This is a genomic window from Oleiphilus sp. HI0067 (assembly GCF_001635735.1).
In genome coordinates, this window is sequence record NZ_LWFI01001420.1 from 34,821 (window position 1) to 50,858 (window position 16,038).

14 protein-coding genes are annotated in these 16,038 nt (G+C 45.4%); 8 read left to right on the forward strand and 6 right to left on the reverse strand.

The features are described 5' to 3' along the window. The first annotated feature begins 149 nt into the window (after positions 1-149). From A3739_RS22670 to A3739_RS22685, 4 genes are read left to right on the forward strand one after another with little or no spacing between them, the layout of a single operon-like run. A complete protein-coding gene (locus tag A3739_RS22670) occupies positions 150-1,469 on the forward strand; it encodes an aspartate aminotransferase family protein (protein ID WP_068502915.1) in 1,320 nt (439 codons plus the stop codon). Positions 1,470-1,476: 7 nt separating this feature from the next. Next, positions 1,477-2,964, forward strand: a complete 1,488-nt coding sequence (locus A3739_RS22675; protein ID WP_068502919.1) for a CoA-acylating methylmalonate-semialdehyde dehydrogenase — start codon at positions 1,477-1,479, stop codon at positions 2,962-2,964. A gap of 9 nt (positions 2,965-2,973) precedes the next feature. Then, on the forward strand, positions 2,974-3,330 hold the full coding sequence (locus tag A3739_RS22680; RefSeq protein WP_068475935.1) for a cupin domain-containing protein: 357 nt from the start codon (positions 2,974-2,976) through the stop codon (positions 3,328-3,330). A gap of 6 nt (positions 3,331-3,336) precedes the next feature. After that, complete coding sequence (locus A3739_RS22685; RefSeq protein ID WP_068475936.1) at positions 3,337-4,617, forward strand: FAD-binding oxidoreductase; 1,281 nt, start codon at positions 3,337-3,339, stop codon at positions 4,615-4,617. A 212-nt stretch (positions 4,618-4,829) separates the two neighbouring features. Here the strand turns inward: A3739_RS22685 and A3739_RS22690 are convergent, their stop codons facing one another. Both A3739_RS22690 and A3739_RS22695 read right to left on the reverse strand, forming a co-directional pair. Beyond that, positions 4,830-6,191: a glutamine synthetase family protein gene (locus A3739_RS22690; protein WP_068475937.1), complete on the reverse strand. Its 1,362-nt coding sequence runs from the start codon at positions 6,189-6,191 to the stop codon at positions 4,830-4,832. Positions 6,192-6,201: 10 nt separating this feature from the next. Further along, a complete protein-coding gene (locus tag A3739_RS22695; RefSeq protein ID WP_068475938.1) occupies positions 6,202-7,650 on the reverse strand; it encodes an NAD-dependent succinate-semialdehyde dehydrogenase in 1,449 nt (482 codons plus the stop codon). 189 nt (positions 7,651-7,839) lie between these two features. Between A3739_RS22695 and A3739_RS22700 the strand changes: the two genes are divergently transcribed. From A3739_RS22700 to aguA, 4 genes are read left to right on the forward strand one after another with little or no spacing between them, the layout of a single operon-like run. Then, entirely contained in the window at positions 7,840-8,631 is a 792-nt protein-coding gene (locus A3739_RS22700) for a gamma-glutamyl-gamma-aminobutyrate hydrolase family protein (protein ID WP_082869137.1), read from the forward strand. 9 nt (positions 8,632-8,640) lie between these two features. Continuing rightward, positions 8,641-9,993 carry a glutamine synthetase family protein gene (locus A3739_RS22705; RefSeq protein ID WP_068475939.1) on the forward strand — a complete coding sequence of 451 codons (1,353 nt, stop codon included), beginning with the start codon at positions 8,641-8,643 and terminating at the stop codon, positions 9,991-9,993. 2 nt (positions 9,994-9,995) lie between these two features. Beyond that, positions 9,996-10,889 (forward strand): N-carbamoylputrescine amidase, encoded by an 894-nt coding sequence (gene aguB, locus A3739_RS22710; protein WP_068475940.1) that lies wholly within the window; start codon positions 9,996-9,998, stop codon positions 10,887-10,889. 17 nt (positions 10,890-10,906) lie between these two features. Beyond that, entirely contained in the window at positions 10,907-12,007 is a 1,101-nt protein-coding gene (gene aguA / locus A3739_RS22715) for an agmatine deiminase (protein WP_068475941.1), read from the forward strand. 35 nt (positions 12,008-12,042) lie between these two features. On the opposite strand, the gene A3739_RS22720 is transcribed toward aguA, so the two are convergent. The 4 genes from A3739_RS22720 to A3739_RS22735 form a co-directional block, all read right to left on the reverse strand. Beyond that, complete coding sequence (locus A3739_RS22720) at positions 12,043-12,993, reverse strand: alpha-L-glutamate ligase-like protein (protein WP_068502922.1); 951 nt, start codon at positions 12,991-12,993, stop codon at positions 12,043-12,045. Between the two features lie 2 nt (positions 12,994-12,995). Then, on the reverse strand, positions 12,996-14,513 hold the full coding sequence (locus A3739_RS22725; RefSeq protein WP_068502925.1) for a UUP1 family membrane protein: 1,518 nt from the start codon (positions 14,511-14,513) through the stop codon (positions 12,996-12,998). Positions 14,514-14,521: 8 nt separating this feature from the next. Then, entirely contained in the window at positions 14,522-15,184 is a 663-nt protein-coding gene (locus A3739_RS22730; RefSeq protein ID WP_082878552.1) for an ATP-dependent zinc protease, read from the reverse strand. 543 nt (positions 15,185-15,727) lie between these two features. Continuing rightward, positions 15,728-16,027, reverse strand: coding sequence for a hypothetical protein (locus tag A3739_RS22735; RefSeq protein WP_068478857.1), 300 nt, complete (start codon positions 16,025-16,027; stop codon positions 15,728-15,730). Positions 16,028-16,038 lie beyond the last annotated feature (11 nt).

Sequence of the window (16,038 nt, forward strand, 5' to 3'; positions counted from 1 at the left end):
TTAATGCCCACTCACACCCGCACTAATATTGGCTTTTACCCCATTATTGTAAATAAATTTCATTTAATACAAATATGCTCTTGATGTTTTATTTATTTTACATAAACTCGACTCATAGACGTTCAATATAACACACAGAGGCTTTGTAAATGTCGAACTCTGACTTTGGTAATAACGATGCATTTTGGATGCCCTTCACGGCTAATCGACAATTCAAAAAACAACCACGCATGCTCGTCTCAGCAGAAGGAATGCACTACACCTCTGATGATGGTCGTACAATTTTAGACGGTACCGCCGGCTTATGGTGTACTAACGCAGGGCACGGTCGCGAACAAATTTCGCAAGCAGTTAGTCAGCAAATTCGAAATCTAGATTTTGCGCCGACCTTCCAAATGAGTCATCCACTACCACATCAACTTGCTGATCGCTTGGTGAAGCACTCGCCAGAGAATATGGATCATGTGTTTTTTACCAACTCAGGTTCAGAGTCTGTCGATACGGCATTAAAGATCGCTTTGGCTTATCATCGCGCAAAAGGCAATCCTTCAAAAACACGTTTAATTGGCCGTGAACGCGGATATCACGGTGTCGGCTTTGGCGGTATTTCAGTTGGCGGCTTAGGTAACAATCGACGTGCTTTTGGTAGCTTGCTTACCGGCGTTGACCATCTACCTCATGCATATTTACCAGAACAGGCTTTTGCAAAAGGCCAGCCACCAGAAGGCGCCTATTTAGCTGATGCGCTTGAAGACATGGTTCTTCTTCATGGAGCAGAGAATATCGCTGCAGTTATTGTCGAGCCTTTAGTCGGTTCTGCTGGCGTTTACGTTCCGCCACAAGGCTACCTAGAAAAGCTACGCGCAATTACCTTGAAACACGATATTCTTCTTATTTTCGATGAAGTAATTAGTGGTTTCGGTCGTATCGGAACACCATTCGCGTCGACCCGATTCGGCATTACACCAGATCTAATGACGACGGCAAAAGGCCTCACAAATGGCGCGCTACCAATGGGTGCAGTATTTGCTGGTAATCACATTCATGATGCATTTATGCATGGGCCTGAAGAAGTCATCGAGCTATTCCATGGTTATACGTATTCAGGACATCCTGTTGCTGCAGCGGCCGGACTTGCAACGCTAGATATTTATGAGCAAGAAGGTTTATTTGATCGCGCTTTAGAGCTCGAAGAATATTGGCAGACGGCCGTACACAGCCTACGCCGCTATGACGAAGTCAAAGACATTCGTAACCTCGGCCTAGTTGCAGGCATTGAACTTCATAGCGGAGATAAACCTGGAAGTAAGGGCTACGAAGTCTTTACGCACTGTTTCTGGAAAGGAAATACCCTAGTGCGATGCACAGGCGATACGATTGCACTATCTCCACCACTTACTATTAATCACGAACAAATTGACCAATTAGTCGCTGCGTTAGGCGATGCAATTGAAAGCTTAAAAAACTAGGTGAATTATGGATCAACTAACACACTTTATTAATGGCGAATTCACAGCAGCGAGCGCACGTACAGCGCCTGTTTATAATCCTGCTACAGGCCAACAAACTGCAGAAGTATCACTCGCAAGCGTTGCAGAAACTGAAAACGCGATTGCAGTAGCAAAAGAAGCATTTACTTCTTGGTCTGCGGTAACGCCACTGAATCGCTCTCGAATTCTTTTCAAGTTTAAAACTATTCTTGAAGCGCGTAGAGACGAGTTAGCTGCGGCAATCACAAAAGAGCATGGCAAAGTATACGAAGACGCTTGCGGAGAAATCACCCGCGGTTTAGAAGTTGTCGAATTCGCTTGCGGTATCCCACAATTATTAAAAGGTGACTTCACTGAGCAAGTAGGTCGCGACATTGATGCTTATTCAACGAGCCAGCCTCTTGGCGTTGTGGCGGGCATTACGCCTTTTAACTTCCCTGCGATGGTACCTATGTGGATGTGGCCAATCGCCATTGCTACGGGTAACACCTTTATCTTGAAGCCTTCAGAAAAAGATCCAAGCGCAACATTTTTAGTTGCTGAGTGGTTAAAAGAAGCGGGTCTCCCTGATGGCGTGTTCAATATCGTAAACGGTGACAAAGAGTCCGTTGACGTCTTACTCACTCACACAGACATTGAAGCAGTAAGCTTTGTTGGCTCTACGCCAATTGCTGAATATATCTACTCTACCGCTTCAAAACACTGTAAGCGCATTCAAGCACTGGGCGGTGCAAAGAACCACCTAATTGTTATGCCTGATGCAGACCTAGATGGCGCTGTGAATGCGCTAATGGGCGCTGCATACGGTTCTGCTGGCGAGCGTTGTATGGCTATTTCTGTTGCCGTTGCGGTTGGTGATATTGGTGATGCACTAGTTGAGAAACTTGCTGAGAAAACACGTCAACTTAAAGTAGGTAATGGCGTAAACCATGGATTAGATATGGGGCCTCTGGTTACTAAAGAGCACTTAGCAAAAGTAAAAGGCTATGTAGATCTTGGTGTGGAAGAAGGCGCAACGCTAGTTGTTGATGGTCGCGAGCATACAGTAGAAGGTCACGAAGATGGTTACTTCATGAACGGCTGTTTATTCGACAATGTTTCTACCGACATGCGTATCTACCAAGAAGAAATTTTTGGTCCAGTACTATGTGTCGTACGCGTACCAGACTATGCGACCGCAGCCAAAATGATTAATGATCATGAGTACGGCAACGGCACATCTATCTACACGCGCTCTGGAAGCATCGCACGTAAGTTCGCGCATGACATTCAAGTCGGCATGGTAGGTGTGAATGTTCCAATCCCTGTACCAATGGCATTCCACGCATTTGGCGGTTGGAAACGTTCATTGTTTGGATCGAATCATGTTCACGGCGAAGAAGGCGTGCGTTTTTATACCAAGCGCAAAGCCGTTACCATCCGTTGGCCAGGAGACGGTTTAGCGGCAGAGTTCAATATGCCAACCATGAAGTAAGAGGCTTTTATGTCTATCAATGATATAAAGTCCCTTGATGTTTCCGATATTCAGGTAGATAGCTATCTACCTGATGCGGAAAAAATTGTGAAAGGCACGCCACATCAAAATGTATGGAATGCATTCTCGTCTCGCGATGAGAAATTCCATGCCGGCGTTTGGGACGCACAGGCCGGTGCTTGGACTGTTAGTTACGATGAAGACGAGTTCTGCTACATACTAGAGGGCGAGTCGATCATTCACGACGAATCAGGGCAAAGCAAGACAGTTAAAGCTGGCGACACTTTTACCATTCCTGCAGGATTTTCAGGTACCTGGGAGGTGCCCAAATACTGCAAAAAAATCTATGTAATCTACGAGGCGTAATCCAATATGCGTACCGAGCACACTGAATCCTATTATGCAGCAACCCGTCATGATCGCAATGATAGGCCCGCACTGAAGGACAACATTGATACAGACGTGTGCATTATCGGTGGTGGCTACACTGGCATATCTAGCGCATTACACCTCGCCGAAGCAGGCTTCAAGGTCGTCGTACTTGAAGCCGCACGCCTTGGGTTTGGAGCAAGTGGTCGCAATGGCGGCCAACTTGTAAATAGTTACAGTCGAGATATCGATGTCATTGAACGCAACTATGGCAAGACAACTGGGCATAGCTTTGGCGCTATGGCATTTGAAGGTGCCGACATTATTCGCGAGCGCGTCAAAAAATATAATATCGACTGTGACCTAAAACCCGGTGGCATATTTGCTGCGCTTAACGCAAAGCAGATGCACGAGCTAACAGAACAGAAAAAGCTATGGGAACGCTACGGCCATACCGAGCTTGAATTGTTAGATAGCAATGCAGTGCAGAAAGAAATAAATACTGATGTTTATGAAGGCGCCCTCTTAGATCACAAAGGCGGTCATATGCATCCACTTAATTTGTTACTGGGTGAAGTAGCGGCGTTCGAACAACTCGGTGGCGTTGTGTATGAAGACTCTGCCGCATTAAAAATAGAACGAACACGTCGCCCTAAAATACATACCGCTGAAGGAAGTGTGACAGCTGATTATCTTCTTGTTGCAGGCAATGCCTACATGCATGGTTTGGTACCGGAGTTGTCAGCGAAAACGATGCCTTGTGGCACGCAAATCATCACGACCGAAGTTCTCGAAGAGTCCGTCGCAAGCACTCTCATTCCCAACGGATACTGTGTCGAAGACTGCAACTACAAACTCGATTACTACCGTATCACTGGAGACAATCGATTACTGTTTGGGGGTGGAGTCACCTATGGCGGCGGCGATCCAAATTCAATCGAACATTTTCTTCGTCGACATCTTGAGCGTACTTTCCCGCAACTCAAAGGCATCAAATTTGATTATGCATGGGGGGGCGACTTCTTGTTAACGATGAGTCGTTTGCCACAGTTCGGCCGACTCAATGATTCAATCTACTATGCGCAAGGCTACAGTGGTCATGGCGTTACAACCACGCATTTAGCAGGCAAGGTCATTGCGGAAGCGCTGAAGGGCGATGCGACGCGCTTTGATACCTTTGCTAGCTTGAAACACCTTCCCTTCCCTGGTGGGCGCATCTTCCGTGTACCTTACACTGCGATCGGTGCGTTTTATTATGGTCTTCGCGATAAGCTAGGCATTTAAGCCCTAGCTTTAGTCTAACTATTTAGCGACCGCTAGTTCTTCTCTATCTTGCGCACTAAATCTCGTGTGACTTAATCTCAAAGCACGCTCTCAAATTACACACTCAATACCTATAAAACGTATTGCCTACTCTAGAGAGTAACGCGTAAGACAAACAAAAACGCTCTCGAGCACATTATGCTGGAGAGCGTTTTTATCAAAGTAAGGAAACCTTAGATATACGGGAGTAATAATTCGTGCTCTAAGGCACTAATTTGCTGCTCAAAAATGTTTACATCATCCCATTTCACTGCGCTAAACACGCGAATAAACTCAGCACCAAACCAATCGCTAATGCGTGGGTCTGATTCCATCAATCTCAAAGAGTCTCTTTGGTTATCAGCAACGCAAGGATGGTCCTGCTTATAGGCATCACCTGTGACAGGCTCAGGAGCAGTCATCTTTTCGGTAATTCCATGAAACACACCCGCTAACAACGCACTCGTTGCAAGATAAGGGTTTGCATCCGCACCAGCCATACGATGCTCGATTCGAGTCGAAGACAGGCTTCCAGAAGGAATACGCATAGCAACGGAACGATTGTCGTAACCCCACGTTTTACTTGTAGGCGCAAAGGAGCGAGAAGCTAAACGCTTAAAGCTATTCACATTAGGGCTCCACAAGGCTTGGCATGAATCTGCCATATCTAATAAGCCCGCAACTGCGTATTGTAGTAAAGGATTATCCGTTGGGGGTTCACTCGCGAACACATTTGTTCCCGACTCGTCCATCAAACTTAAGTGCATATGCAAGCCATTACCTGCCTCTTCGAGGTACGGCTTCGCCATAAATGTGGCTTGCATACCACGCTTTTTAGCAATGGAAGTAATCACGCGTTTTAAAAGAAGCGCCTGATCTGCAGCAGCCACGACATCGTCGCCATAGTTTAGATTTACTTCAAACTGGCCGGGTGCATATTCAGCGATGACCGTATCAGCAGGAATATTCTGCATATGTGCAGCACTAATTACCTCTTCAATAAAGTCGTTATGATCCGCCAAGTCTTGCATTGCATAGACTTGCGTTGAACTCATTCGATGACCGCTAGCGGGAGATTTAGGTGGCTGCAGCCCGCCATTTTCTGTTCTCTCGGTATCCAATAAATAGAACTCAAGTTCCAAGGCAATACCCACTTTGTATCCCAGTGTGCTAAAACGTTCATTCGTTTTAACGAGGATATTGCGCGGTACAACATCCATCGGCGAGCCATCATCCTCCAACATGGTACAGAGCACTTGCGCACGGCTGAGATCTTCGACCCACGGAACAATCGCTAAAGTGCCCTCAATGGGTTTACAAACATAATCTCGATCGCCTTGTGCAAGACCCAAACCCGCTTCTTCAGTTGATGCTCCTCGGCTGTTTAAACTCATCACCGAGGCAGGTAGGCAACACCCCGTTTGGTACACTTTATCAAGCAGATCAATTTCGATTCGTTTACCTCGAAGAATGCCGTTTTGATCAGGCAACAGTAATTCGATGGTTTGAACCTTAGGATAGCGGTTAAGAAAATCCCTCACTTCTTGGTTTTGCATCATGTACTCCTTAATTTAAACCGCCCATGCAGAGGTATTTAAGTTCCAAATATTCATCCATGCCGTACTGACTTCCCTCTCTCCCCATACCAGACTCTTTAACACCGCCAAATGGTGCCATGGCAGTAGAGATAACCCCTTCATTGATGCCAACCATTCCGTATTCCAATGCCTCTGAAACGCGCCACACACGCGCTATATCTTTTGAGTAGAAATATGCAGCCAAGCCATATGGCGTATTGTTGGCTTTTTCGATGACATCGGCCTCGTCTTCAAACACGCTAATAGCCGCTACAGGGCCAAAAATTTCTTGATGAACGATGTCCATGTCACTTGAGATATTGCCAAGGATAGTAGGTTGATAGAACAATCCACCTAGAGAGTGCGGCTCGCCGCCAACGACAACCTCTGCCCCTTTTTGTTTCGCATCCTGAACAAGCCCAGCTATCTTATTGAAACTGGCTTGGTTAATAAGTGGGCCTTGCACCACTCCTTCATCCAAACCATGCCCGACTTTCATTGATTTCACGGCATCACTTAAAGCCTTGACAAAACGATCATAAATACCTGATTGCACGTAAAATCTATTGGCACATACACAAGTTTGACCGGTGTTTCTATATTTAGAAGCAATCGCACCCGCCACAGCTTGTTCAATATCCGCATCATTAAACACAATAAAAGGCGCATTGCCGCCAAGTTCCATCGACACGCGTTTAACCGTATCTGCACACTGCTTCAACAGTAATTTGCCAACCGCAGTAGACCCCGTGAAAGAAAGCTTTTTGATTCGCGCGTCTTGCGAGAATACCTTACCGACATCTACCCCATGACTCGCCGTGACAACATTAAATACCCCAGCAGGAATACCTGCCTTGCCTGCAAGGTCAGCAAGCGCTAACGCACTTAAAGGAGTTGCTTCAGCAGGTTTCAGTACCATGGTGCACCCGGCAGCAAGCGCTGGAGCGGCCTTTCGGGTAATCATCGCTAAGGGAAAATTCCAAGGGGTAATGGCTGCACAAACACCAACACCTTGACGCTGCACCAACATTTTTTTATCTGGGCTGACAGCAGGAATCACATCGCCATAAACACGCTTCGCTTCTTCTGCAAACCACTCAATATACGATGCGGCGTAATTCACCTCTGCATAGGATTCACTAAGCGGTTTACCCGACTCCAAGGTCATAATTTCGGCCAGCATATCCGCAGATTGCTGAACCAACTGAAACCATTTGATCAACAAGCCATGGCGCTCAACGGAGGTTTTGCTCTGCCATGAATTTAAAGCTTGATGCGCGGCATCAACGGCTTGCGTCGCATCTTGCGCATCGCAGTCAGAAACCCTAGCAATACATTTTGCAGTACTCGGATCGACTACTTCATATGTTTTTCCACTGCGGCTGTCTTTCCAGCTACCACCAACATAACTCTGGGTGAACTGTATCGAGATCGGCATCCATCAACCTTTATCTATCAATCAAAAATGTTTATGTCGTACAGATATCTGAACAACAGAGGTGTATAATCTTTTGAACGCAGTATAAATTATTTTGAACGTCAAACAAGTATGGACAACTCGTTTTGAGAGACGATTAAAACCGTATTTGCATCTCTTAATGGCTTTTCATGGTGTAAAAAATATTTTATGCTCCGTACATTAAAGCAAACAACAGGTCATTTTATGGGTTCCTCCAGTAAAAAACCGCTCGTTGGCGTCATTAGTGATGTTAAAGTGATTTCGCCGCATCCATTCCATATCGCGGGAGACAAGTATTTACGTGCTCTCGTTGAAGCTGCTGATGTCGTACCAATCATGATCCCTGCTCTGAATGACATCATGGACATCACACATTGGACAGAGCACTTAGATGGCGTATTTCTAACAGGCGCCTACTCAATGGTTAACCCTTCTCTCTACGGTGAGTCAAAAATTGACGCCGACTTCGACTACGATGATCAACGAGATAATCTTAGTCGCGCACTCATTCAAAACATGCTTAAAGAAGACAAGCCTTTGTTCGCCGTTTGCCGTGGTTTGCAAGACATCAACGTTGCGTTAGGTGGCTCGCTTCATCAAAGCCTTCACGAAGTTGAAGGAATGAATGATCACCGCGAAGATAAAAACGCACCACTAGCTGAACAGTATGCGGATACGCACTCAGTCACGCTCAACGAAGACGGTATAATGCGCAAGATTACGGGACGAAATGATATCCTCGTGAACTCCCTGCATACCCAAGGAATTAAAGAGTTAGGACAAGGGCTTCAAGTTGAAGCAGTCGCCGAAGATGGTCTTATTGAAGCATTCAGCATTCCACAACTTACATTTGGATTAGCGCTTCAGTGGCACCCTGAGTGGCAAGTTACTCAAAACCCAATTCAACATAAATTATATGAGGCCTTTGGCGCAGCGTGTAAAACACGTCAGCAACGCTAATCGAATTACATGCAAAAAATCATCAATTGGTTAACCGAAAACAATATCACTGAAGTCGAGTGTATTACGCCAGACCAAACAGGTATTGCTCGCGGTAAAATAATGCCTACAGAAAAATTCATCGCAGAGGCAGGTATTCGCTTGCCAGAATCTGTCATGCTGCAAACAGCCACTGGCGACTACCCGGATGACGAGCTCTATTACAATCTTTTAGACCCTGCTGATATCGACATGATTCTAAAACCAGATGAATGTGCGATGTTTTCTGTTCCTTGGGCATTGGAGCCTTCGGCGCAGATCATTCACGATTGTTTCGATGGTGCAGGCAAAGAATTTCCATTATCTCCGCGTGCCATTTTGAAGAAAGTACTCGCCTTGTTTGATGAGAAAGGTTGGCAACCAATTGTTGCACCTGAGGTTGAGTTATACCTTACTAAGCGCTGCACGGATCCGGATCTTCCATTGGTTCCACCTGTTGGTCGAAGTGGTCGACAAGAGTCTGGTAGACAATCATTCAGCATTGACGCGGCGAACGAGTTCGATCCAATTATCGAAGATATCTACGACTATTGTGAATCGATGAACTTAGATATCGATACAGTTATTCATGAAGAAGGCCCTGCACAGCTTGAATTCAACTTCCGCCATGGAGACGCCTTGCACCTCGCTGATCAAGTATTTGTGTTTAAGAGAGTCGTTCGCGAAGCGGCATTGAAACACAAAATTGATGCGACGTTTATGGCGAAGCCGATTGAAGGCGAGCCAGGCAGTTCGATGCATATTCACCAATCTATTATCGATAAAAAGACTGGCAAAAACATTTTCTCAAATGAAGATGGCGATGCGTCTGAAAACTTTTATCACTATATTGGCGGCCTTCAAGAATATATCCCACAAATGATGCCGATTTTTGCGCCAAACGTGAATAGCTATCGCCGTTTCCAAAGTGGTGAAGATGGCAACGCTCCTGTAAATACTGAGTGGGCAGAAGAAAACAGAACTGTAGGGTTAAGAGTTCCTCAAGCAAATGCCGCTGCGCGCCGTGTTGAAAACCGCTTACCGGGCTCTGATACCAACCCATACCTGGCACTCGCGGGCAACTTGTTATGTGGCTACTTAGGCATGATGAAACAGATTAAGCCGAGAGACCCTGTTGTCGGGCGCCACAACGAAGTAGATGCACCTTATCTACCGTTAAATTTGGAAGCGGCACTAGAAGCGATGTCAAATTGCGATGACATCAAAACCTTCTTAGGCGAAGAGTTTGTGGATGGTTTTATTGGGACTCGCTGGGCGGAGTATGAAGGCTTTAAGCGCGTAATTAGTTCTTGGGAACGTGAATTTTTGCTATCAACGGTTTAATTATGACACAAGATCGAGTTGTTAAAGTCGCTGCAGTACAAATTGCTTGCAGTTGGGATCGCCAAGATAATTTGAATAAATTAGAAAAGATGATTCGAGCCGCGGCCGCAGACGGAGCGCAAATCATTCTACTTCAAGAATTATTTGAGTCGCCATATTTTTGTATTGAAATAAAACTAGAACATCTCGGTCTTGCAACAGCTCTGAAAGACAACCCGTCTATCAAATGGCTGCAAGCACTTTGTGCTGAACTTGCTGTTGTAATCCCATTTAGTTGGTACGAAAAAGCCGGTAATGTCTTGTTTAACTCTGTCGCAATGGTCGATGCAGATGGAGAAATTTTAGGCACGTACCGTAAAACCCATATTCCGGATAGCGATGGCTATTTAGAGAAATACTATTTTTCGCCTGGCGATACAGGCTTTAAAGTTTGGAACACACGCTACGCAAAAATTGGTGTAGGTATTTGCTGGGACCAATGGTTCCCAGAAACTGCACGAAGTATGTCTTTAGCCGGCGCTGAACTACTTTTATACCCGACTGCTATTGGCTCTGAACCTAAAGAACCTGACTTAGATTCGATGCCACATTGGCGTCGCACAATGCAAGGTCACGCTGCGGCAAACCAAGTTCCGGTGATTGCTGCAAACCGAGTCGGAAAAGAATCGGCTGAGACAAACACAAATGTCATCGATTTTTATGGTTCGTCATTTATTACAGATCATCAGGGCGAGATTCAAGTAAGTGCCGACCGCCAAAGCGAAACATTCATCACGCACAGCCTAAACTTGAGTGCGGCGCAACGTGATCGTCACGTTTGGGGCTTATATCGTGATCGACGTCCAGAGCATTATTCAGCGCTGCAGCACTTAGATGTATCTGATCAAGGCGAATAACAACACGAGATCCGCACATGGCAAAGCTCGATAGCCAAACCCCAAAACAAGATGCTTTCTATATGCCTGCTGAGTCAGGTCCTCATGAAGCAGTAGGTTTAATATGGCCCGATAATCTCGAGACTTGGCGAGCCAAGGCATTGCCGGCTCAGGCGGCATTTGTAGAAGTTGCACTGCAGATTGCTAAGACAACTCCTGTCTATGTCTACGCCAATGCCAGTAGCCTTTCGTCTGCTCGCGCACAATTACCTGAACATATTCAGGTCATTGTCATTGAGAATAACGACTCTTGGTTGCGCGACACAGGCTGTAGTTTTCTTATCAACCAAGAAGGAAAGCGCCGCGCCGTCTCATGGAAATTCAATGCCTGGGGTGGTCATTTAGCGGGAATGTATAGCGATTGGAGTAAAGATGATGCCGTCGCAAAGCAGCTCGCAAATTGCTTTGACTCTGATGTTTATCAAGCTCCTTTCATCTTAGAGGGCGGCGCGATTCACGTCGACGGACAAGGCACATGCTATACAACGGAAGAATGCCTGTTACATCCCAGCCGTAATCCAGAGCTAAGCAAAGCGCAAATTGAAGCCTACTTAAAACAATACCTAAATGTGGACGTTGTATTCTGGCTACCTTTAGGGCTCTATGCCGATGAAGACACTAACGGACACATCGATAACATACTGCATGTCGTAGCACCGGGTGAGGTAGTCTTAACGTGGTGTGACGATCCATCTGATCCTCAATATGAGATTTCACGACTAGCTGAACGTGCTCTCAACTCTCATCCTGATGCACAAGGTCGGACCATAACGATCCGTAAAATCACAATGCCCGGCCCCTTATTTATGAGTGGAGAAGAAGCGGATAGCTTCGACGCCGAGCCGCATGAATCTCGTTATGAAGGCGTGCGACTTGCAGCAAGTTATGCCAATTTTCTAATCACCAACCAACAAATCATTTTCCCGTTGTTAGATCCAAAAACAGATGCTCAAGCCGCTGAAGTTCTTCAACAGGCGTTTCCTGATTATCAGGTCACGGGAATAAAAGGTGGACGGGAAATATTATTAGGCGGCGGTAATATTCATTGCGTCACGCAACAAATCCCTAAAGCGTCCTAACAAAATCTGTTAAGCCTCCAGGGATAGTACGTTGGCTAGGTATCGAATTCATTCTGACTGAATAACACTCTCTCAGATATAGAATGATCGTAGCGCGCAGATATCGCATTAACGGCATTAATGCGTGGCAGCAAGCCTTGTCCGTTGGCCAATTGAATAGCTAGACCTGGTCGCGCATTCAACTCCATCAGCAAGGGGCCTAAGTCTTTGTCTAAGACTAGGTCGACACCCAAATAACCAAGATTCGTGATTTCATAGCAACGCGCCGACAAAGCCAGCAAGTCATCCCATCGCGGAATATTAAGCTTCGTGAGATCTTTGCCTGTATCAGGGTGAAAGGTCACTGGGTTGTCGCGCATAACTGCACGCAACGTACTGCCATTACGGATGGATAAACCAACACCAACAGCCCCTTGATGCAAGTTAGCCTTGCCGTGAGACGAGTGCGTGGACAATCTCGTCATCGCCATCACCGGATAGCCCTTGTAAACGATCACACGAATATCCGGGACGCCCTTATAGCTCATACCTTCAAAGCACGGATCAAATTGAACTAGAGATTCGACAATGGCCACATCATTTCGTCCGCCCAAGCTATAAAGACCACTTAGAATATTGGAGATATGACGATGTACATGATTACTATCAATTTCAGAGCCATCTGTACGGATGAAGTGATCGCCTCTACGATCAATAATTACCAAAATTCCTTTACCACCACTGCCCTGCGCAGGTTTGATAACGAAACCCTCGAGCCCTTTTAATGTTGGTTCCAAACTTCGTAACTCATATTGCGCGCGGAACACGGCAAGTAGGTCAGGCGTCGCAATACCAGACTTCAGACAAAGTTGTTTGGTTTTCAACTTATTGTCGACAAGGGGATACAATTGGCGAGGGTTGTTCTCTGCAATCAGCTGGACATTGCGGCGGTTCATTCCGATGATGCCGCATTGTTTTAGACGTTTAGGGCTGGCAAAACCAAACATGATCAACGATGTTCCAAAATCGATTTAAAGCGTCTTAAATCACTTAAGCGATAGCCGTTGTAATTTCCTATCGCTAAAATCGCCGCCAATACTAGTAATAAGCTTTCGGGATATAAGAAAACAAAATCTGCAACGTAGGTATTACTCATCAAAATATAGCTCACTACTGCCGTGAGCAAACTACCTAAGCCTTGAATCCCGACTTCTCTTGGACCTTCTTCTTCCCAAAGAATAGAAAGACGCTCAACCGTCCATGCGGTAATTATCATAGGGAAAAACGTCACTTTAAGCCCCCATGGGATACCAAGTTTATGACTCGCAATACCAATAGCTGCAAAAATAATAATCACAAACACAAGTACTGACGCGATTCTTGGCACCAGCAGTAAATTCAGACGGCTTAGCCAAGATCGAAGTAACAAGCCAATGCTAATCACCAAGACAAACAGCGTCAGCCCGACAATGAGCTCAGTCTGCAAAAACACCATGGCTATTAATACCGGCATAAACGTCCCGGACGTTCTGATGCCGATTAGATTTCGAAAAATAACAACAACCAAAGCGCCCAAGGGAATAATCAATAGCAACTTAAAAGTGCTTTGCTCAGAAATCGGTAAAGAATAAATTGAAAAGTCGATAAACAAGCTATCTGCGATCCCTTGACTCTCTACCGACGTGGCAAGCGCATTGCGATACTCTCTGAGCATTGAAAAACGAAGTTCCGCATTTCGACCTCCGTAAATTTCAATAAGCGGCTCATCGCCCTCTTGGAACAAAATTAGTCGGTTAGGCTGAATTACATACTCTTCTAAGGCATCGATGGTATGCCACGCGTCCTGTTCGTAAACCCTTAAAAATTGCTGAATAGGCGTGTTGCGTTTGCGATCACGCAGCATCAAGCCTTGTGCAGTTTTGCTATGTACACCCGAGTAAGCTAGTAATTTTTGCGCAAGCTCTATGCGCTTACTTAAGCGTGCGTTCTCACCTAATAGAACCAGCATGCTCGGCTCATCAGTATTCATCATATCTAACAAAGCCAGCGCTTTTCCTTTGGGTGAACGATACTGTTCAAGCGACCTTGTAATCGCATCAACCGCCTGTTTTTCACTCACGAGAAATGTTGGGAGACTGAGCTCGCTTGGTGACGGTCTCGTGTAATTATCATTATTCAAAAACCACGTAACATAACGAATCGCAGCTTCTTGCTTACCTAGATTCATTTTCCCTTCAAGCAGAACTGATTCATAACCGTTTTCTGAGTTATTCTTTTGCGACTGGAAGGGACCAAATTTTTGAGTGACTAAGGTACGACGGTAAGGGTTTTTATCTGCAGCATTGATAAACAATCGAACAGATTCTTCAGTGGCTTCAAACGAGAGCTTTATTTCGACAGACCATACTTCTTGGTCTTGATTCGTCGTGAGCGGAAACGAGAGCACTTGGTTTTTATAGGCGACCGCGCCGAGACCCAAAATAATAAGTACACTGATGACGAACGCAATTTGAAGCCGGGAGTTCATAAGAGCACCTAATCGAGCACCATATAACGTTGACTGGTATCAACGAGCACATTGCCTTCAAGAAAGCTACGACCGACCAACAAAGGGTATCTGAATTCTGAACGATCATTCAAATTCACCTCTGTCTTCATTTTAATATCGCCCATAGTGAGCGTCAGCTCGACCACGTAACGTTCATCAGATGCTCGATCATGTTGCTTGATCTTAGATTCACGCGTGATAGGTGCTTTGACTCTTACAGGCTTCGACTTTTTGAAAGGATGGATATTAAAAGAGGCCCACGTGTGCCCATCTCGCTCAAATAATTGAATATCTTCCGCATGGATCGAACTTGTCGCAGCTCCGGTATCAATACGTGCTTTAAATCGATTACGTTTTGCATTCACGGAAACCCACTCCACCTCACCAATAATTGGCAGGCTGGTGTGATGTAACGATTTAACAGGCTGTATCTGCGAAACGTCTTGCTTTGGGCTAGGGCATTCTAGCGTTTTTTCTAATACAGGCTGAGGTTTTAACTCTGGACATACCGGGCATGGTGCAGGTACTTCCTTGACCACCACTTTTTCAACAACTTTCACCTCAGGTTCAACGACCTGCTGTTTCTGCCCAATCAAAGCACAAGAAGGCAAGACAACAATGACAGCAATGATGAATAAATAACGCAGCATGGATGCTCCATACGTCTAAAAGCAATCGAATAGCTAGAGCGTAAGTGTAGTTAAAAATTTAAAAATTGAAGGTTTGTTTGAATAAGCCAGACTGAACTAGCTCATACAAGCCATAAAAATGAGGGCGCAGAGTGTAACAAATTCTTCATCACTGCGTTGAACTAAGCTAACAAAACAAACAATGCTGCATTGATATTCAGGCAAGTAAAACAAATTGTAAGAAGGTGGTGTGGGAACCATATGTTGGCCACCTAAAGGAACCATATAGTGGCCACCGAGTCCGTCAAACAACTGTATCTGGCATTTCCTAACTTCCGAACATAGACAATAACGGACCTTAAGATCTGGCATCAAAGTTTAACTCTGAACATTACCTTTGTTCGGATAGCAGACTTTTGAGGGAGGCTTGAATCATCGCTTTCCGTCCCACTAGCTCCAAACATCCTCACCAGGAAAATCAGACCAGCGCTAATACAATGCGATTCATTGCAAAGGATGAGAAAGCAAACATTTTTGCCTTGTGTTTATACGCTTATTTCATCGCTAAGCAGTTTGCCACCAACCAAGCTCCGAGCCTTCATTTTCTGTTTGGTCCCAACCGCCTCTAACAAGCTCATTTAGTATGAGGTCAGGATCTAATTGCTGAATGAACTTCGTAACTTTTAAAGCATCATCTCGTCTAATGTCGACTGCGTCGTCATCGTCTGCATTCGCATACCCTGAGACCGAGGAAATCTGTCTCCTGCCACCTTCTGAAGAAATTGCTACCTCAAAGCAAATATCTTTGCCTTCTACCACATAGCCATGCTCTTTCTCTTGTATGACTATTTTGTATTCATTCATCTTTCGTTTAA

Bases quoted from the DNA above. Each gene is read 5' to 3' on its own strand.
- A3739_RS22670 (WP_068502915.1), top strand. From the start codon at position 150: ATGTCGAACTCTGACTTTGGTAATAACGATGCATTTTGGATGCCCTTC.
- A3739_RS22675 (WP_068502919.1), top strand. From the start codon at position 1,477: ATGGATCAACTAACACACTTTATTAATGGCGAATTCACAGCAGCGAGC.
- A3739_RS22680 (WP_068475935.1), top strand. From the start codon at position 2,974: ATGTCTATCAATGATATAAAGTCCCTTGATGTTTCCGATATTCAGGTA.
- A3739_RS22685 (WP_068475936.1), top strand. From the start codon at position 3,337: ATGCGTACCGAGCACACTGAATCCTATTATGCAGCAACCCGTCATGAT.
- A3739_RS22690 (WP_068475937.1), bottom strand. From the start codon at position 6,191: ATGCAAAACCAAGAAGTGAGGGATTTTCTTAACCGCTATCCTAAGGTT.
- A3739_RS22695 (WP_068475938.1), bottom strand. From the start codon at position 7,650: ATGCCGATCTCGATACAGTTCACCCAGAGTTATGTTGGTGGTAGCTGG.
- A3739_RS22700 (WP_082869137.1), top strand. From the start codon at position 7,840: ATGCTCCGTACATTAAAGCAAACAACAGGTCATTTTATGGGTTCCTCC.
- A3739_RS22705 (WP_068475939.1), top strand. From the start codon at position 8,641: ATGCAAAAAATCATCAATTGGTTAACCGAAAACAATATCACTGAAGTC.
- aguB (WP_068475940.1), top strand. From the start codon at position 9,996: ATGACACAAGATCGAGTTGTTAAAGTCGCTGCAGTACAAATTGCTTGC.
- aguA (WP_068475941.1), top strand. From the start codon at position 10,907: ATGGCAAAGCTCGATAGCCAAACCCCAAAACAAGATGCTTTCTATATG.
- A3739_RS22720 (WP_068502922.1), bottom strand. From the start codon at position 12,993: ATGTTTGGTTTTGCCAGCCCTAAACGTCTAAAACAATGCGGCATCATC.
- A3739_RS22725 (WP_068502925.1), bottom strand. From the start codon at position 14,513: ATGAACTCCCGGCTTCAAATTGCGTTCGTCATCAGTGTACTTATTATT.
- A3739_RS22730 (WP_082878552.1), bottom strand. From the start codon at position 15,184: ATGCTGCGTTATTTATTCATCATTGCTGTCATTGTTGTCTTGCCTTCT.
- A3739_RS22735 (WP_068478857.1), bottom strand. From the start codon at position 16,027: ATGAATGAATACAAAATAGTCATACAAGAGAAAGAGCATGGCTATGTG.